The organism is Sphingobium boeckii (assembly GCF_014199215.1).
GTDB lineage: Bacteria > Pseudomonadota > Alphaproteobacteria > Sphingomonadales > Sphingomonadaceae > Sphingobium_A > Sphingobium_A boeckii.
The window spans coordinates 184,917-203,681 of sequence record NZ_JACIJC010000004.1 but is presented as its reverse complement, the minus strand read 5'-3'; the positions used below and the strand labels follow the sequence as shown (position 1 = coordinate 203,681).

Annotated in this window: 16 protein-coding genes; 9 read left to right on the top strand and 7 right to left on the bottom strand. The window is 61.2% G+C overall.

Going from position 1 to position 18,765, the window contains the following annotated elements; translation table 11 throughout:
- Nucleotides 1-35: 35 nt before the first annotated feature.
- The 4 genes from FHS49_RS12530 to FHS49_RS12515 all read right to left on the bottom strand — a co-directional run bounded on the left by FHS49_RS12530 (nt 36) and on the right by FHS49_RS12515 (nt 4,309).
- Nucleotides 36-863 carry an alpha/beta fold hydrolase gene (locus FHS49_RS12530; protein ID WP_184019029.1) on the bottom strand — a complete coding sequence of 276 codons (828 nt, stop codon included), beginning with the start codon at nt 861-863 and terminating at the stop codon, nt 36-38.
- Between the two features lie 69 nt (nt 864-932).
- Entirely contained in the window at nt 933-2,108 is a 1,176-nt protein-coding gene (locus FHS49_RS12525; protein WP_184019027.1) for a GAF domain-containing sensor histidine kinase, read from the bottom strand.
- A gap of 36 nt (nt 2,109-2,144) precedes the next feature.
- Nucleotides 2,145-3,074, bottom strand: coding sequence for a DUF808 domain-containing protein (locus tag FHS49_RS12520; RefSeq protein ID WP_184019025.1), 930 nt, complete (start codon nt 3,072-3,074; stop codon nt 2,145-2,147).
- 80 nt (nt 3,075-3,154) lie between these two features.
- A complete protein-coding gene (locus FHS49_RS12515; RefSeq protein WP_184019023.1) occupies nt 3,155-4,309 on the bottom strand; it encodes an acyl-CoA dehydrogenase family protein in 1,155 nt (384 codons plus the stop codon).
- Between the two features lie 186 nt (nt 4,310-4,495).
- Between FHS49_RS12515 and FHS49_RS12510 the strand changes: the two genes are divergently transcribed.
- A complete protein-coding gene (locus FHS49_RS12510; RefSeq protein WP_184019021.1) occupies nt 4,496-5,500 on the top strand; it encodes a fumarylacetoacetate hydrolase family protein in 1,005 nt (334 codons plus the stop codon).
- 43 nt (nt 5,501-5,543) lie between these two features.
- Here FHS49_RS12510 and FHS49_RS12505 read toward each other — a convergent pair whose 3' ends face one another.
- The gene (locus FHS49_RS12505; RefSeq protein ID WP_184019019.1) at nt 5,544-6,740 is read right to left on the bottom strand and encodes an acetyl-CoA C-acyltransferase; all 1,197 of its coding nucleotides are present in this window, start codon (nt 6,738-6,740) and stop codon (nt 5,544-5,546) included.
- Nucleotides 6,741-6,879: 139 nt separating this feature from the next.
- Between FHS49_RS12505 and FHS49_RS12500 the strand changes: the two genes are divergently transcribed.
- From FHS49_RS12500 to FHS49_RS12480, 5 genes are all read left to right on the top strand, one after another.
- On the top strand, nt 6,880-8,055 hold the full coding sequence (locus FHS49_RS12500) for an acyl-CoA dehydrogenase (protein WP_184019017.1): 1,176 nt from the start codon (nt 6,880-6,882) through the stop codon (nt 8,053-8,055).
- A gap of 141 nt (nt 8,056-8,196) precedes the next feature.
- Nucleotides 8,197-10,359, top strand: a complete 2,163-nt coding sequence (locus tag FHS49_RS12495) for a M3 family metallopeptidase (RefSeq protein WP_221240497.1) — start codon at nt 8,197-8,199, stop codon at nt 10,357-10,359.
- Between the two features lie 113 nt (nt 10,360-10,472).
- Nucleotides 10,473-11,759 (top strand): 3-methyl-2-oxobutanoate dehydrogenase (2-methylpropanoyl-transferring) subunit alpha, encoded by a 1,287-nt coding sequence (locus FHS49_RS12490; RefSeq protein WP_184019015.1) that lies wholly within the window; start codon nt 10,473-10,475, stop codon nt 11,757-11,759.
- Between the two features lie 178 nt (nt 11,760-11,937).
- Entirely contained in the window at nt 11,938-12,942 is a 1,005-nt protein-coding gene (locus tag FHS49_RS12485) for an alpha-ketoacid dehydrogenase subunit beta (protein WP_184019807.1), read from the top strand.
- Between the two features lie 162 nt (nt 12,943-13,104).
- The gene (locus FHS49_RS12480) at nt 13,105-14,394 is read left to right on the top strand and encodes a dihydrolipoamide acetyltransferase family protein (RefSeq protein ID WP_184019013.1); all 1,290 of its coding nucleotides are present in this window, start codon (nt 13,105-13,107) and stop codon (nt 14,392-14,394) included.
- Nucleotides 14,395-14,405: 11 nt separating this feature from the next.
- On the opposite strand, the gene FHS49_RS12475 is transcribed toward FHS49_RS12480, so the two are convergent.
- Entirely contained in the window at nt 14,406-14,861 is a 456-nt protein-coding gene (locus FHS49_RS12475) for a hypothetical protein (protein WP_184019011.1), read from the bottom strand.
- A 124-nt stretch (nt 14,862-14,985) separates the two neighbouring features.
- Between FHS49_RS12475 and FHS49_RS12470 the strand changes: the two genes are divergently transcribed.
- From FHS49_RS12470 to FHS49_RS12460, 3 genes are all read left to right on the top strand, one after another.
- Nucleotides 14,986-17,121, top strand: coding sequence for a prolyl oligopeptidase family serine peptidase (locus FHS49_RS12470; RefSeq protein WP_184019009.1), 2,136 nt, complete (start codon nt 14,986-14,988; stop codon nt 17,119-17,121).
- Nucleotides 17,122-17,211: 90 nt separating this feature from the next.
- Nucleotides 17,212-17,874 (top strand): hypothetical protein, encoded by a 663-nt coding sequence (locus tag FHS49_RS12465; RefSeq protein ID WP_184019007.1) that lies wholly within the window; start codon nt 17,212-17,214, stop codon nt 17,872-17,874.
- Nucleotides 17,871-18,209 carry a hypothetical protein gene (locus FHS49_RS12460; RefSeq protein ID WP_184019005.1) on the top strand — a complete coding sequence of 113 codons (339 nt, stop codon included), beginning with the start codon at nt 17,871-17,873 and terminating at the stop codon, nt 18,207-18,209. The genes FHS49_RS12465 and FHS49_RS12460 overlap by 4 nt, the downstream gene beginning before the upstream one ends.
- Nucleotides 18,210-18,221: 12 nt before the next feature.
- Here FHS49_RS12460 and cobU read toward each other — a convergent pair whose 3' ends face one another.
- Nucleotides 18,222-18,743: a bifunctional adenosylcobinamide kinase/adenosylcobinamide-phosphate guanylyltransferase gene (gene cobU, locus FHS49_RS12455; protein WP_184019003.1), complete on the bottom strand. Its 522-nt coding sequence runs from the start codon at nt 18,741-18,743 to the stop codon at nt 18,222-18,224.
- Between the last annotated feature and the right edge of the window lie 22 nt (nt 18,744-18,765).

The window sequence follows — 18,765 nt, the reverse complement described above, 5'->3', positions numbered from 1 at the left end:
CTTCAGGGGAGAGGGTTGGGAGAGGGAGCGTTGATTCAGCCTTTGATGAAGCCCAGCACGTCGGCATTGAAGCGGTCGGCCTCGATCTGGGCGAGCCCGTGCGCGCTGCCCTCATAGATTTTGAGGATCGAGCCCTTGACCAATTTGGATGACAGCAGCGCGGAGGCACCGATCGGCACGATCTGGTCATCGTCGCCATGGATGATCAGCGTGGGCACATCGATCTTTTTCAGATCCTCGGTGAAATCGCTTTCGGAGAACGCCTTGATCGAATCGAGCTGGCCTTTCAGGCCGCCCTGCATCCCCTCACGCCAGAATTCCTGACGCACGCCTTCGGAAATGACCGCGCCGTCGCGATTATAGCCATAGAAGGGGGTCGTCAGATCGTAAAAAAACTGGCTGCGATTGTCATAGGTGCCCTTGCGGATGCCATCGAACACATCCATCGGCAGCCCGCCGGGATTGGCTTGGGTCTTGAGCATCAGCGGGGGGACCGCGCCGACCAGCACCACCTTGGCGATCCGGCTCGTGCCGTGGCGGCCGAGGAAGCGGGTCACTTCGCCGCCGCCGGTGGAATGGCCGATCAGGATGGCATCCTTCAGATCGAGCTGATCGAGCAACTCACCCAGATCGTCGCCATATTGATCCATGGTGTTGTTATTCCACACCTGCGCCGAGCGCCCGTGGCTGCGACGGTCATGCGCGATGGTCCGAAAGCCCTGATCGGCGAAGAACACCATCTGCGGATCCCAGGCGTCTGCCGAAAGCGGCCAGCCATGGGAGAAGACGATGGGCTGGGCATCCTTGCCGCCCCAATCCTTGTAGAAGATTTCGGTGCCGTCCTGGGTGGTGATCGTGCTCATGACCGGGGTCCTTTCGTCGAGGGGATATCTGATAGGCCGATCCGAAAAGGCAGGGCTGTCAGCCCGAAACTAGCCCCGATTCGGCATCGTGAGAGTGAACACGGTTTCGGCCGCCGTCGAGGTGACATCAACCGTGCCGCCATGGGCCTTGGCGATGGCGGACACGATATAGAGGCCAAGGCCAAGCCCCTGCGGACGGCCCTCGTCCATGCGGGTGAAGGGTTGGAACAGGCGCGCGCGCTTGTCCGACGGGATGGGCTGGCCATGATTGACGACGGAGAGCGTGAAAATACCGCCGCGGCTTTCCGCCGAAGCCCGCACCACACTGTCCTTGTCGCCATGGGTCAGCGCGTTGGTCAGCAAATTCGCCAGCAATTGCGCGATGCGCTGCGTATCGCAATCGACCTGCTCCTGAAGATCGAAACGCCGCGCGATCTGGCGGCCCGGATAGGCTGCGCGCGTTTCCACCACCACCTGATCCAGCGCCGCCCGCAGCCCGCCGTCGATCTGGCGGACCAGCGTCAATCCGCTGCCCAGCCGGCCCCGTGCGAAATCGAGCACATCGCCGATCAGGCCGGTCATCCGCTTGCAGCTATCCTCCACCATGGCAATGATCCGCGCCGATTTCTCGTCGGGCGGCGCTTTGGCCAGCATGGCCGCGCCCGCTTCGATCGCCGCAACCGGATTGCGCAGATCATGGCCCAGCACCGCGATGAACTGTTCGCGCAGCTCGGCCGTCTCCTGCGCATCGAGCAGCGCGGCCTCGCTCAGCGCCAGCCGCGACTGGCTTTCCAGATGCAGCGCGATCAGCTCTGCAAACAGCTTGAAGGTGGAGATGATGTCCGGCGTGGACAGCGTGGCCGGCTCGGGATCGAGCGCGCACAATGTGCCGAAGAAGCTGCCGTCGCGCAGGATGATCGGCATGGAAATATAGCTTTGAAAGCCATAAAGCTTGGGCGTGTGATGTCCGCTCCAGGCGACGTCCTCCGCGACATGATCGATGATCACCGCTTGCCCGCCAGCGCGGATTTCGTCGCAGATGGTGGTTGCGATCTCAAGCTCGCCGCCGGGCACCAGCCCCAGTGCGATATCGTCGCGCACCGCGCAGCAGATCCACCGGCTTTCGGTCACCCGGGCGACGGCGGCGAAGCGCAGCCCGGTGACGCGACAGGCGACATCCAGGATCGCCGGAATCGCGTCGATCCGGCCGATCGCTTCTACATCGCTGTTGATCGTGTCATTCATGAATTCAAGCGCCTCGGACGCACTTTTTGTGCGTGTTCAATGCTTTATCTTGTGAACGACGAAAGTGATAGCCGCCCCGATGATCACGCCCAACAGGCCCGAACCGATGGCGTTGACCGCCCATTCCACCAGACCCTGCGCTACGGGAGACGCGTGCGCAGCGGTCTCCGCGCTGTGATGGATGAAATGCGGGAGGGTGGTCATGCCATAATGTTCGATCCCATGGACGATGATGCCGCCGCCAACCCAGATCATCGCCGCCGTGCCGATCACGGAAAGGGCGGAGAGCAGATAGGGCATCGCCTTCACCAGCCCGCGTCCGATCGCCCGCGCCGCCGCACTCGATTTTTCCGCCAGATGGAGGCCGATGTCGTCCATCTTCACGATCAGCGCGACCACGCCATAGACGCCGATCGTCACCAATATGCCGACCACGGCGAGAACGATCGCCTGCTCCCACAAGGATTTATCCGCCACATCGTTGAGCGCGATCGCCATGATCTCGCCAGACAGGATCAGATCGGTGCGGATCGCGCCGCTGACCTTCTGCGCCTCCAGATGCGCGGGATCGTCGGTCACTTCGTCTTCAGCGTCCGCAGTCTCTTCATGCGGGCTGAAGGATTCGATCAGCTTTTCCGCGCCCTCGAAACAGAGATAGGCACCGCCCACCATGAGAATGGGGGTGATCGCCCAGGGCGCGAGCGCGCTGAGGGCGATGGCGGCGGGCAGCAGCAAGACCAGCTTGTTCTTGAGCGACCCCATGGCGATCTTGCCGATAATCGGCAGTTCGCGTTGGGGCGTGAAGCCCACCACGTAGCGCGGGGTCACCGCAGCGTCATCGATCACGACCCCGGCCGCCTTGGTCCCTGCCTTGCCGGCTGCCGCCGATACATCATCCAGCGAAGACGCCGCGAGTTTCGCGATGCCCGCCACATCGTCGAGCAGGGCTGCCAATCCAGAGGGCATGGGTTCGTTTCACTCCATCGTGTGGTCAGGCGTCTTGGTAGAGGAGACGCAAACGCTTGCAATGGAATTTCGACGCCCTTCTATAACTTGCGGCCGATCAACTCCTTCATGATCTCGTTCGTGCCGCCGAAGATCCGCGTCACGCGCGCGGCGCGCCAGGCGCGAGCGATCGGATATTCGTTCATATAGCCCGCGCCGCCATGGAGTTGGAGGCATTTGTCCATCACTTCCCATTGCAGATCGGTGTGCCACAGCTTGGCGGCGGCCCCCTCCTCGGCGGTCAGCGCTTTCGTCGCGTGGCGATTGAGCGCCCAATCCAGATGCGCCCAGCCCACCTGGAGCTTTGACTTGAGGTCTGCCAGCACGAAACGGGTATTCTGGAAATCGAACACCGGCTTGCCGAAAGCCTTGCGCTCCTTGGTGAAGGTCACCGTGTCGTCAAAGGCCTTTTGCGCCGCAGCCTGCGCCGAGACGGCGATCGAAAGCCGTTCCTGCGGCAATTCGCTCATCAGATAGATGAAGCCCTGTCCCTCTTCGCCGAGGCAATTGGTCATCGGCACGCGGACGTCTTCGAAGAACAGTTCGGATGTGTCGGCCGCGTCCATTCCGATCTTGTCCAGATTGCGCCCGCGCTTGAATCCCTGGCGATCCGCCTCGACAAGGATGACCGAGACGCCCTTCCATGCGGGTTCGATTTCCGTATCGGTCTTGACGCAGACCAGGATCAGATCGGCATTCTGGCCGTTCGTGATGTAGGTTTTCGATCCGTTGATGACATAATGATTGCCATCCTTTTTCGCGGTCGTGCGCATCCCCTGAAGATCGGATCCCGTGCCAGGCTCGGTCATGGCGATCGCGGTGATGGCCTCGCCGGAAACGAGCTTCGGGAGCCATTGCTGCTTTTGCTCTTCCGATCCGTAGGCGGTGATGTAGCCCGCGACGATATCCGAATGGAGCGAGAAGCCCAGCGTCACGCCGCCATGATAGGCCGCTTCCTCGTCAACAACCGCATTATAGCCGAAATCCAGACCGAGGCCGCCATATTCTTCCGGTACGGTGGGGCAGAGGAGGCCGAGTGCGCCGGCCTTGGGCCAGAGCGCCTTGGGCACGACTCCGTCTTCGTCCCATCTTGCCGCATTGGGCGCGACTTCCTTTTGCATGAATTGACGGACCGTCTGGCGAAAAGCCTCATGATCTTCATTATATGCGGTGCGCGCGAGGTTATCGAGTGACATGGGCTATTCCCTCTCCGGAAAAAATGGTCTGTTATGCCGTGTAGGGAATACCGTCCTCACGTTAAGGTCAAGTCGCTTTCCGTTATCGTCAATGCCGTAACGGCAAGGTGGACATGGTTAGTATCAATTGTTACCGGATTGCGAATCGTATCAAACGAAGCAACCGGGCTTCTGGAGGGAATGCGTATGAAACTGGCCAGCCTCAAATCAGGTCGTGACGGGAAACTCGTCGTGGTGTCCAACGATCTCGCTTATTATGCCGATGCCGCCCATATCGCGCCCACGCTTCAGGCCGCGCTGGACGATTGGGATCATCTGTCGCTCGATCTGCGCAATCTTGCCACCGATCTGGAGCATGATGCGATTCCCAAGGAGCGCTTTCATGAACGCGAGGCGGCATCGCCGCTGCCGCGCGCCTATCAATGGGCGGATGGCTCGGCTTATGTGAACCATGTCGCCTTGGTGCGGCAGGCGCGCGCGGCCGAGATGCCGGAAAGTTTCTGGCATGATCCGCTGATGTATCAGGGCGGATCGGATGGGTTTCTGGGGCCGCGCGATGCCATTCCGCTGGCGGACGCGGCCTGGGGTTGTGATATGGAGGCCGAGGTGGTGGTCGTCACCGGCGATGTGCCGCAGGGTGCCAGTCGGGATGAGGCGCTGGCTGCGATCCGGTTGGTCGGCCTCACCAATGATGTATCGCTGCGCAATCTGATCCCAGGCGAACTCGCCAAGGGGTTCGGCTTCTTCCAGTCAAAGCCCGCCAGTGCGATGTCACCGGTGTTCGTGACACCCGAGGCGCTGGGTGATCGGTGGAAGGATGGCAAATTGCACGGCGCGCTGATGGTCGACCTCAATGGCGAGCCGTTCGGTCGTGCGGATGCAGGCGTGGACATGACCTTCGATTTCGGCACTCTGGTCGCGCACGCTGCCAAGACTCGTGCGCTCGGCGCGGGGACGATCATCGGATCGGGCACGGTTTCCAATCGCGATGCCGATGGCGGCCCCGGCAAGCCCGTCGCGCAGGGTGGCCTCGGCTATAGCTGCATCGCGGAATTACGCACGGTGGAGACGATCCAGGGCGGCAAGCCCGTGACGCCTTTTCTCAAAACGGGCGATATTGTGCGGATCTGGATGGAAGACGAACATCATCATCCGCTGTTCGGCGTGATCGAACAGGCGGTGGGCGGATAGCACTAATCGGATCCCCTCCACGAAGACGTGGAGGGGGACTAAATCAGACGATTTCGAACAATCCCGCCGCGCCCATGCCGCCGGCGATGCACATCGACACGACGACATATTTCACGCCGCGGCGCTTGCCTTCGATCAGGGCGTGGCCGGCGAGGCGTGATCCGGTCATGCCGAAGGGATGGCCGATCGCGATCGCGCCGCCATCCACATTGATCTTTTCGGGATCGATCTTCAGCGTGTCCCGGCAATAAAGTGCCTGGCTGGCGAAGGCCTCGTTCAATTCCCAGAGACCGATATCGTCCACGCTGAGGCCCGCACGTTCCAGCAGCCTGGGCACGGCGAAGACCGGACCGATTCCCATTTCGTCCGGGCGGCATCCCGCCACCTGAAAGCCGCGATAGAGGCCCAGGATCGGCAGGCCTTCCTTTTCGGCCAGGCTTCGCTCCATGAGCACCTGTGCAGAGGCACCGTCCGAAAGCTGGCTGGCGTTGCCCGCGGTGACGAACTGGCCTTCCTTCACGAACTCTCCATCCTTCCAGACGGGTTTCAGGCCGGCCAATGCCTCATAAGTGGTGCCGGCGCGGACGCCCTCGTCGCGATCGAGCGTCACCGTTTCCACACCCGCTTTCGTGCCGTCCTTTTCGTAAAGCTGCTTCTCCACCGTGATCGGCACGATCTCTTCATCGAACCGGGCCGCAGCCTGCGCGGCGGCGGCGCGCTGCTGGCTGAGGGCCGAAAAACGGTCCTGCGCCTCGCGGGTGATGCCATAGCGTTCGGCGACGATCTCTGCGGTTTCGATCATCTGGATATAGGCGCTCGGCTCCTGCGCGGTGACGGATGTGTTCGCAAAACGCGGCATATCCTTGTTGATGGTAAGCGAGATGGATTCGACGCCACCCGCCAGCATCACGTCATTATCCCCGGCGATGATCGCCCGCGCGGCCTGCGCGATCGCGTTCAGGCCGGACGAGCATTTGCGATCGAGCGCCATGCCCGCAATGGAATGCGGCAATCCGGCGGCTAGCACGGTCATGCGACCGATATTTGCGGCGTGCGTCCCCCATTGATTGCCGCAGCCCAGGATGACATCCTCGATTCGCGCCGGATCAATCCCTGCGCGCGCGATGGCGGCCTTCGCCACATGCGCGGAAAGGGCAGGCGCTTCCGTAGCGTTAAACGCGCCGCGATAGGCTTTGCCGATGCCGGTGCGGGCAGTGGAAACGATCGCGGCTTCGCGCATGGAATTTTCCGTCTGTGCTTGATTTGCGGGCGTTCTTAGCGATCTGCGCTGCGTTTCACCATAGCTGCGGCCCTTGGCGCGGGGGTTTTGCTGCGGCATAGCGGGACAATAAAATATTCGCCGACTGGAGAAATCGATCATGGCCGCGTTCACGCCTTTTCATTGGGACGATCCGTTTTTGCTGGATGCGCAGTTGAGCGCGGATGAGCGGATGGTGCGCGATACGGCGGAGGCCTATGCGCAGGAGAAATTGCTGCCGCGGGTGATCAGCGCGACGCGCGAGGAGCGGTTCGATCGCGAGATCATGAGTGAACTGGGGGCATTGGGTCTGCTGGGCGCGACGATCGAGGGCTATGGCTGTGCGGGGGTCAGCCATGTGGCTTACGGCCTGGTGGCGCGCGCGGTGGAGCGGGTGGATTCGGGCTATCGCTCGGCGATGAGCGTGCAATCATCGCTCGTGATGCACCCGATCCATGCTTATGGTTCGGAGGAACAGCGCCAGAATTACCTGCCGCGTCTGGCCTCGGGCGAGATTGTGGGCTGCTTTGGCCTCACCGAACCCGATGCCGGGTCCGATCCTGCGGGGATGAAGACCCGGGCGATCGTGGCCGATGGCGGCTATCGCCTGTCGGGATCGAAGATGTGGATCACCAACAGCCCGATCGCGGATATCGCGGTGGTCTGGGCCAAGCTCGACGGCGTGATCCGCGGCTTCATCCTGGAGCGCGGGATGGAGGGGCTGAGCTTTCCCAAGATCGAGGGCAAGATGTCGCTCCGGGCGTCGATCACCGGCGAGATCGTGATGGACGATGTGTTCGTGCCCGAATCAAACCTGCTGCCCAATGCCAAAGGCCTGGGCGGCCCGTTCGGCTGCCTCAACAAGGCGCGCTACGGCATCGCCTGGGGCGCGATGGGCGCGGCCGAGGATTGCTTCGCGCGCGCACGGCAATATCAGCTCGATCGCCAGCAGTTCGGCCGGCCGCTCGCCGCCAACCAGATCCCGCAATTGAAGTTCGCCAACATGCAGACCGAGATCGCGCTGGGTCTTCAGGCCGCGCTCGCGGTCGGCCGCAATATCGACGCCGGGACATGGGCACCCGAAATGGTGAGCCTGATCAAGCGCAACAATTGCGGCAAGGCGCTCGACATCGCCCGCGTCGCACGCGACATGCACGGCGGCAACGGCATCGCCGACGAATTCCATGTGATCCGTCATCTCGTCAATCTCGAGACCGTCAACACCTATGAAGGCACCCACGATATCCACGCCCTCATCCTCGGCCGCGCCATCACAGGGATACAGGCCTTCAGTTGATGCGTTACGCCGTCGGATCGCGATGATCACGATCGTCGCGGTTCATCGTCCCTTCATGACCGTTTGTCGAAAACCAGTCTAGGTTCATCCCATGCCGCTCCAACGCGACCTCATCATAAACCGCTTATTCGGAGAATTGCCTTGCGCACCCTCTTCCTGCTTGCCGCGGGCGCATCGTCGCTTGCCGTGGCTGCGCCCGTGACCGTTTTTGCCGAAACCGCAGCGCCCGCCGCCAAGGCCGTGCCCGCCAGCGACAATCCCATGCTCGCCAAATGGACCGGCCCGTTTGAGGGGGTTCCGCCCTGGGACAAGATGCAGCCCAGCCTGTTTCCGGCAGCGTTCGAGGCGGCGATGGCTGAATATCGCGCGGAGGTGCACAAAATCCGTGACGATGAGTCACCCGCCACCTTCAAGAATGTGAACGAAGCGATGCAGCTTTCGGGGCAGACGATGACGCGCCTGTTCGGCCTGTGGGGCGTCCAGGTGAGCAATCAATCCAATGCCGAGGTGCAGGCGATCGACAAGGAATGGAGCCCGAAGCTCGCCGGGTTTTTCGATGAATTCAACCTCGATCAGAAGCTCTTCCAGCGCCATAAAGCGGTTTACGACAAGCGTGCCTCGTTGAAGCTCACGCCGGAACAACTCCGTATCGTCGAGCGCGATTATGAAGGGTTCGTCCGCCGTGGTGCGCTGCTGACACCCGCGCAAAAGGCGCAGGTGACGCAGATCAACCAGGATCTGTCGGGCGCTTTCTCCGATTTCAGCGCGAAGGTGCTGGCGGATGAAGAGACGTGGATCGTGATCGATGACAAGGCGGATCTGGCAGGCCTGTCGGACAGCTTCGTCGCGTCGCTCAAGGATGCGGCGGATGAGCGCAAATTGCCGGGCAAATGGGTGGTGGTCAACACGCGCTCGTCGGTCCAGCCCCTGCTCAATGCGTCCACCAATCGTGCGCTGCGCGAGAAAGTGTGGCGTGCGTTCACCAATCGCGGTGACAATGGCAATGCGAATGACACCAATGCCACGATCGTGAAGATCCTCAAGATGCGCTCCGATCGCGCCAAGCTGCTCGGCTTCAAGAACCATGCCTGGTATCGGATGGATGACACCATGGCGAAGGATCCGGCCAAGGCGATGGATCTGATGATGCGTGTCTGGGGACCGGCGGTGGCGCGGGTGCATCAGGAAGTGGCCGACATGCAGGCGATCGCCGACGCTGAAGCTAAGAGCGGGAAGGGCGCGAAGATCACGATCGAGCCCTGGGATTACCGTTTCTATGCAGAGAAGGTGCGCAAGGCGAAATATGATCTCGATGAGGGGGAGATCAAACCCTATCTCGAACTGAACAATATCCTGCAGGGTGCCTTTTACGCGGCCGGGCGCAATTATGATCTGGCGTTCAAGGAAAACACCGGAGAGATTCCGGTGTTCGATCCCAATGTCCGCACCTTCGCGGTGACCGACAAGCGCGACGGCTCCAATGTGGGCGTGTTCTACTTCGATGGCTATGCGCGTGCCGGCAAGCGCTCCGGCGCGTGGATGACCACCTATCGCAGCCAGCAGGGGCTGGGCGGCGAACAGAATGTGCTGGCGTCCAACAACAATAATTTCGTGAAGGGCGGGGCGGGCGAGCCCACGCTGATCAGCCTGGACGATGCGACCACGCTGTTTCACGAATTCGGCCATGCCATCCATTATTTCTTGCAGGACGTCTACTATCCGGCGCTGGCGGAAACCCCCCGGGATTTCGTGGAATATCCCAGCCAGGTGAATGAGAATTGGCTGCTGACCCGCGACGTGCTGGATCAATATGCCAAGCATTACAAGACGGGCGAACCGATGCCGCAAGCGCTGGTCGACAAGATCGAGAAATCGTCGACCTTCAATCAGGGTTTCGAAACGGTGGAATATCTGTCGTCCGCGATCCTCGACATGAAGATCCATGATCGGGATCAGCCCGTCACCGATCCCAAGGCTTTCGAAAAGGCGACGCTGGCGGAAATCGGGATGCCCAAGGAAATGGTGATGCGTCACCGCCTGCCGCAGTTCAATCATCTGTTCGCGGACGATGGCTATTCAGCGGGCTATTACAGCTATCTCTGGTCCGAAACCATGGATGCGGATACCTGGGCGGCGTTCACCGAAGCGGGGAGCCCGTGGGACAAAGCGACCGCGGACAAATTCCGCGCGATTCTCTTGTCCACCGGGAATGAGACCGACCGGGCAGAAGCCTATCGTGCGTTTCGCGGCCGCGACCCAGACGTGAAAGCGCTGCTCAAAAAGCGCGGATTTCCGACCGAATGAAACGAAATTGCCAGCGGATGTAAAAGTCCGCTGGCAATCGTCTTTGAAATATAATAACAAGGATAGGGTAGGAATGCTGACCCATTAATGGGCGCTGAAAGAGGATGATCGGGATGACCGCAGAGGTTGGAAGCGGCGCGCGCGAAGGCCGCAATTTGAGTCCGCTGGAGCTTCATGTTCCCGAACCCAAATTCCGTCCCGGCGACACGGCGGACTATAGCGATCTCTTCATCCCCGTCGCCGGTGTGGCCGTCCGCCCGGAAGCCGACGCCAGGCCGGACAGTTTCCACGAACTCGCTTATTCGCTCGTCCGCGTGCTGGATGATGACGGCCAGGCGGTCGGGCCTTGGAATCCCAAGCTCTCCCCCGATCGCTTGCGGGCGATCCTCCGCGCGATGGCGCTGACCCGCGTTTTCGACGAGCGCATGTTTCGCGCGCAGCGGCAGGGCAAGACCAGCTTCTACATGAAGTGCCTGGGCGAAGAGGCGGTGGCGATCGCCGCGACCTTCGCGCTGGAGAAAGACGATATGTGCTTCCCCAGCTATCGCCAGCAGGGCATCTTGATCGCGCGCGGCTGGTCTCTGGTCGATATGATGAACCAGATCTATTCGAACAAGGGCGACCGGCTGCAGGGCAAGCAATTGCCGATCATGTATTCGGTGCGTGATGCGAGCTTCTTTTCGATCTCCGGCAATCTGACGACGCAATATCCGCAGGCCGTGGGCTGGGCGATGGCCAGCGCCTCGCGCGGCGACACGCGGATTGCCGCCACATGGTGCGGCGAAGGCTCCACCGCGGAAGGCGATTTCCATTCCGCCTGCACCTTCGCCAGCGTCTACCGCGCGCCCGTGATCTTCAACATCGTGAACAATCAATGGGCGATCTCCTCCTTTTCCGGTTTTGCGGGCGCGGAATCGACTACCTTTGCCGCGCGCGCGATCGGCTATGGCATCGCCGGGCTGCGAGTGGACGGCAACGATGCGCTGGCGGTTTATGCCGCGACCGAATGGGCGGCCGAGCGCGCGCGGACCAATCAGGGGCCGACGCTGATCGAGCATTTCACCTATCGCGCCGAGGGGCATTCCACCTCGGACGATCCCGGCCAATATCGTTCGGCGAACGAGAGCGCTGACTGGCCGCTGGGTGATCCGATCGCGCGGCTGAAACAGCATTTGATATTGCTGGGCGAATGGGATGATGCGCGCCACGCCGCGATGGACCTGGAACTGGCCGAATTGGTGAAGGCATCCGCCAAGGAAGCCGAAAAGAACGGCATATTGGGGCATGGTCTGAACCAGCCGTTCGAGACGATGTTCGAGGGCGTGTTCGAGGATATGCCATGGCATCTGAAGGAGCAATGCCAGCAGATGCTGGACGAGCAGAAAGCGGCGGGGTTGTGACGATGTTCGTGCACGCCTCTCTCGTCATCCTCGCGAAAGCGGGCATCCCGCTTCTCCTTCTTCGTCTGTCGGCTTCAACACAAAGGCAGCGGGATTCCCTCGTGCGCGGGAATGACGAGGTGTTCGCATGAGCGATATAACTGAAAATCCAGTGGAAACCGCCGAACCCACCACGCGCATGAACATGATCCAGGCGATCAATTCCGCCATGGACGTGATGATGGCGCGCGATCCGGACGTGATCGTGATGGGCGAGGATGTCGGCTATTTCGGCGGCGTGTTTCGGGCAACCGCCGGGTTGCAGAAGAAATATGGCAAGCGCCGCGTATTCGATACGCCGATCACCGAATGCGGCATAATCGGCGTCGCGGTGGGCATGGGCGCTTATGGCCTGCGCCCCGTGCCCGAGATCCAGTTTGCCGACTATATCTATCCGGCGCTCGATCAGCTCGTTTCGGAAGCCGCGCGGCTGCGCTATCGCTCGGCCGGCGAATTCATCGCGCCGATGACGGTGCGCTCGCCCTTCGGCGGCGGCATTTTCGGCGGACAGACGCACAGCCAATCGCCCGAAGGCATCTTCACCCATGTGTCCGGCGTGAAGACCGTCATTCCCTCGACGCCTTACGATGCCAAGGGTCTGCTGATCGCGGCGATCGAGGATAATGATCCGACGATCTTCTTCGAACCCAAGCGCATCTATAACGGCCCGTTCGACGGTCATTATGATCGCCCTGCGCGCAACTGGTCCGCGCACCCCGCAGGTGAAGTGCCCGAAGGCTATTACAGGATCCCGCTGGGCAAGGCCAATGTGGTGCGGGCGGGGCAGGCGCTCACGATCCTGTGCTATGGCGCGATGGTCCATGTCGTTGCTGCCACGATCGAGGAACTGGGCGTGGATGCCGAGATCATTGATCTGCGCACCCTCGTCCCGCTCGATATCGAGACGATCGAAGCCTCTGTGAAGAAGACCGGGCGCTGCATGATCGTTCATGAAGCCACGCGCACATCGGGCTTCGGCGCGGAGCTTTCGGCCCTGGTACAGGAGCGTTGCTTCTATCATCTCGAAGCCCCGATCGAGCGCGTCACCGGCTTCGACACGCCTTATCCCCACAGCCTCGAATGGGCCTATTTCCCCGGCCCGGTGCGCATCGCCGAGGCGCTCAAGAAAATCATGAAGGAATGAAATGCAGAGTTCTTCCTCCTATTCGGTTCGTGTCGAGCCCCTTGACTGCCTGCCAAGGCAGGCGCTCGGGATAAACTTCGTCGCAATGCGACAAAGTCGAGACACCTTCTCCCAGACTCAAACGTCCCTCGACTTCGCTCGGGACAAACGGGGATTTTTGTAATGGCTCTTTTCACTTTCAAATTGCCCGATATCGGCGAAGGCATTGCGGAGGCGGAGATCGTCGCATGGCATGTGAAGCCGGGCGATATGATCGCCGAGGATCAGCCGATCGCTGACATGATGACCGACAAGGCCACGGTGGAGATGGAATCCCCGGTGGCGGGCAAGGTGATCGAGATCGCGGGCGAGATCGGCGATGTCGTGTCGATCGGCGCGATGCTGGTGGTGATCGAAACCGAGGGTTCGGTGGAGGAACGGATCGATGCCGAGACGCCGGATGCCGGGACGGTGGAGATTGTTGAAGCGGCTGAGATTGCCCCTGAGCCGTTCGTGCCGAGCGAAGTCGAGGCACCTGCTCCGACGCCGGCGTCTCAACCCGAACGTGTCTCGACTACGCTCGACACAAGCGGTGTTGATAAAACGGCCGCCAAACACATCCTCGCATCCCCCGCCGTGCGCGATCGCGCCAGGGCGCTGGGCGTCGATCTGGCGGATGTGAAAGCGCAGTCCGATCGTGTGCGTCATGCTGATCTGGATGCCTATCTCACCTACAATAGCGCACAGGGTTTCCGTGCAGCGGGCGCGTCGGCCAGGCGCGCGGACGAACCGATCAAGGTGATCGGGATGCGCCGTCGCATTGCGGAGAATATGCAGGCTTCCAAGCGTAACATCCCGCATTTCACCTATGTCGAGGAAGTGGACGTCACCGATCTGGAGGCGATGCGCGCGGATCTGAATGCCAATCGCGGGAGCCGCCCGAAACTCACGATGCTGCCGCTGCTGATCGTCGCGATCTGCAAGGCGATCCCCGATTTTCCGATGATCAACGCGCGCTACGATGACGAAGCGGGCGTTGTGACGCGGCATGGCAGCGTGCATCTGGGCATGGCGACGCAGACCGATGCGGGCCTGATGGTGCCCGTGATCCGCGATGCGCAGGATCGCAATGTGTGGCAGCTCGCTACCGAGATCACCCGCCTGGCGGAAGCCGCGCGCATCGGCAAGGCGAAGAGCGAGGAATTGAGCGGATCGACCTTCACGATCACCTCGCTCGGACCGCTTGGCGGCGTGGCGACAACGCCGGTGATCAATCGTCCCGAAGTAGCGATCATCGGCCCCAATCGCGTGATCGAGCGGCCGATGTTCCGAGGTGGCGAGATCGTCGCGGCCAAGCTGATGAACATCTCCATCTCCTGCGATCACCGCGTGGTCGATGGCTGGGATGCCGCGAGCTATGTTCAGGCGGTCCGCAAACTGCTGGAGACGCCGGTTTTGCTGTTTGCGGATTGAGGATTATGCCGTCAATATTGGGGCCAAGGGATCAACTCTCCCTTTGGCCCGATTTTTGACCAGCCCTGAGCGACCAAGCTGCCGTTTATGGTTTTGAGATGGATGCGGAGCTTATCGCCTTTCTCGATGGCTGGGCCGGGCGGTCCGCATCCTCCTCTGCCGTCGTCGGACCACCAACGAAGTCGATAAATTGCTGGTAATTTTTTGCCGCGAATAACCTTAGTTATTCTAATGTCGGAATCGAAAATCCCAAGGCTGTTACCGACTAATTTTTTGCGCGCGATTGAAACACCGTCAAAGACATGGTCCGCCGTCTCTCTGCTCGAATAGAAATCTTGCGTCGGCGCGCGACAAGCAATCGCACTGAACGGCGTCGAGAATAGCAATGTAGCGCCAATGATGGTCGAGAGCCTGCAACATCTGCGGCCATTTCGCTGCGGTGAAACCGAATTAGTTAACGTCAGCATCTTCTGGCTTCCTCTCCAATTGTATCGCATTTAACATGATCGACAGTCATGGCGCATTAAAAAGCCAGATCGAATTTACACGCGATCGTTCAATGTGGGACATATATCGCCAAGGAGAATTTCCATGCGCATCGCCCTTGCCGCTGCCGCTTTGCTCTCTACCTTCACAACTATGTCATCCCATGCCCAAACCCCCGCCGCCCCGGTGAAGTCCATTCCCGGTGATCCCTATGTCTGGCTGGAGGACTGGACCGGCCCCGAAGCGATGGCGTGGGTCGAAACGGAGAATGCGCGGACGCTCAAACGGCTGCAGGATGATCCGCGTTTCAAGGCGCTTTACGGCGAGGCGCTGGCGATTGCGTCGGCCAGTGACCGCATCCCCTATCCCAATCCGCTGAACGGCCGCATCTTCAATTTCTGGCGTGACGCCGCGCATCCGCAGGGCATCTGGCGTTACACCACCGAGGCCGACTATGCCTCGGCCAGCCCTGCATGGACCACGATCCTCGATCTGGATGCGCTCTCCAAGGCCGAGGGCAAGAAATGGGTGTGGAAAGGCGCAACCTGTCTCGATCCCGATGAGCGGCTGTGCCTGCTCAATCTCTCCGATGGGGGCGAGGATGCGGTGACGATCCGCGAGTTCGATCTCTCCACCGGTCAGTTCGTGGACAAGGGATTCACCTTGCCCACGTCCAAGCAGAATGAGGCCTGGCTCGATCAGGACACATTGCTGCTGGCGCGCGACTGGGGGGCGGGGAGCCTCACGGCCTCCGGCTATCCCTTCGTGGTCAAAGCGGTGAAGCGTGGCGCGCCGCTTGATCAGGCGGAGGAAATCTATCGCGGTGATCCGGCGGATCAGGTCGGCTCGGCACCCTTTGTGCTGAGCGACGGCAGCGGCCATCGTGCGGCCTTCATCTATCGCGGCACGACTTTTTTCACCAACGAGACCTATTGGATATCGCCAGAGGGGCCGAAGCGATTGCCGTTGCCGGGCAAGGCGCGGCTATCGGGTATGGTCGCCGGGCAGGTGATCGTCACCACCAGCGAAGACTGGACCACGCGCGACGTGACCGTGCCGGCGGGTGCCGTCGCCGCAGTGACGCTGAAGGATATTCAGGATGGTGGCGATCTTTCGCCGGTGATCCTGTTCGCCCCCAATGCGCGCCAGTCGGTAGAGGGTGTGACCCCCACGAAATCGCGGCTGATCCTGACGATCATGGACAATGTCCGTGGCCGGGCGATGGTGCTGACGCCGGGCAGCAAAGGCTGGACCTCCAAGCCGCTCGCCTTGCCGGACAACACCTCCATCAGTGTGATCTCATCGACCGACAAGAAGGATCTGGCCTATATCAACGTCACCGGCTTTCTCGATCCGACGACGCTATGGTCGGTTGATACTGCGGCGGCCAGCGTGAAGCAGGTCAAGGCGCTGCCTGCGAAATTCGATGCGTCTACCCATGTGGTCGAGCAGTTCGAGGCGGTCTCCACCGATGGCGCGAAGATCCCCTATTTCATCGTGCACAAGAAAGGCATTCCGCTTGATGGGAGCACGCCGACGATCATGACCGCTTACGGCGGTTTCGAAGTCTCGATGACGCCCAGCTACGCCGCCACGATCGGCAAGCTCTGGCTGCAGCGCGGCGGCAGCTATGTGCTTGCCAATATTCGGGGCGGCGGAGAGTTCGGCCCGGCCTGGCATGAGGCAGGACGCAAGACCAAGCGGCAGATCATCTACGATGATTTCGCCGCCGTGGCGCAGGACATCTTCGCGCGCAAGCTGTCCAGCCCGCAGAAATTCGGCATCTATGGTGGCTCCAATGGCGGGCTGCTGATGGGCGTGGCGTTCAATCAGCATCCCGATCTCTGGAGCGCGGTCACCATCCAGGTGCCGCTGCTGGACATGATCCGCTATGAGCAGATCGCGGCGGGCGCATCCTGGGTGGATGAATATGGCAGCGTGGGCGTGCCGGCGGAAAAGGCGTTTCTCGAAAAGATATCGCCTTACGCGAATATCAAGAAGGGCGTCGCCTATCCCGAGCCTTATATCTGGACGACCACCAAGGACGATCGCGTCGGCCCGCAGCACGCCCGCAAATTCGCGGCGCGGCTGAAGGAATATGGTCTGCCCTATCTGTTCTACGAGGATACGGCAGGCGGGCATTCGGGCGATGCCGATATCCAGCAGGGTGCCCGGCTTCAGGCGCTGCAGATGACCTATTTCGCGCAAAAATTGATGGGTGAGGCACCGGCCCATCCATAAAGCCCGGAAAATCGACGTTTTTGGAGCGCTTGCGTAACGAGGTTCCCAGGCGCACCCTTCGATCAAATGATTCGGGGCGGGGGAGTGTCGATGATGCGGAGGATGATTTCCGGAATAGTTATAACGGGGCTTGGTCTGTCGGGCTGCAACGGCACGCCCGAAATTGCGCTTCCGGCGGACCGGCAAGAGCAGGCGGCCACCTGTTATGCGGCGAAGATGGCGGTCTTCAACGCGGCGGAAGGCCCGGACAAGATGACGCTCGACCAGATCAACCAGGCCGCGCATTTCCTGATACTCGGCGCTTCGCTCAACGGCATTGCCGAGCCGACCACGCTCCAGAAGCTCAGCGCGCGGGGCAAAGTGCTTGAGGCAGAGGTGAGCAAGGCGAAGAATGGGGCAGCTTATGCCAAGCCATGCCAGGCCGCTTTTCCCGCGACGCAAGCGGGCGCGTTCACGACCTTGCCGACCGACAATGCGAATACGCGGATGCTGTGCTACACGCTCTCTACCGCATTGCTGCAAATCTATCAGGCGAGCGATCCGCTCCCTGATCCGCGCGCCGAAACCTATGTGAAATTGAACAGCGATCTGGATGCGCGCATCCTCTCCGAGCTGCAGGCGGGGGGCGAGGTCAATCCGGCCGAGCTGGCAGGGCGCGCGGTTCGCGGGCTGGCCCAGGCGGTGGAACTGGGTTCGCCGACCCAGGTGATGAAAGCGTGCGCGGATCGCTATGCGGGCGGCGTCGGCGTTTGAACTTTACCCTGATCGTGATCGCCGCCCTGATCGCGCCGGCCGTTCTTGTCGTGATACTGCCCCGGCGCTGGCTGGTGCGGGCCATGCTCTTTTGGCTGGTCCTGCCCCTCATCGTCTATTGCGGGATCGTCATCTGGGAAACCATCACACGGCCGCCGGTGCCGAACCTGTTTGAAAATATGGCGTTCGGCTTCATGCTGGTGGCGACGATCGGGGGCATCCCCTGGCTGATCGCCAGCGTCATCGGTTTCGGTCTGGGCTTTCTTTTGCGCCGCGTCGTCAGGCCAGGTGATCGCGCCGGGCCAGTCGCCACGGTTTCCGATCCCGGCGTATAGGTGCCAGCCCCGCTATTTCAGTTTGATCGGCAATCCCGCGGCGATGAATACCGCTTCATCGGCAGCGGCGGCGACCGCCTGATTGATGATGCCTGCCACATCGCGGAATCGGCGGGCAAGTGCATTGTCAGGCACGATCCCCAGGCCGACTTCGTTGGATACGAGGATGACAGGGCAAGGTGCCCCACGCAGCGCATCCAACAATCGCACCGTTTCCGCCTCGGCATCGCGTTCGGCGAAGATCAGGTTGGATGCCCACAGGGTGAGGCAATCGATCAGGAGCGCGCGGCCCGAGCGCCCTTCGGCGTCGATCGCGGCCGCCAACGCGAGTGGCGCTTCGAGGGTCGCCCAGCGCGGGCCGCGGTCATCCTGGTGGCGCGCAATCCGTGCGGTCATTTCATCATCCCATGCCTGGGCCGTCGCGATATAGACCAGATCGCCTTCCAGTTGTTCGGCGCGTTGTTGGGCATAACGGCTCTTGCCGGAGCGTGCGCCGCCGAGAATGAACAGGATATGGGGGGGCGGGGATGGCATCGCTCAACCATAACGCACGCCG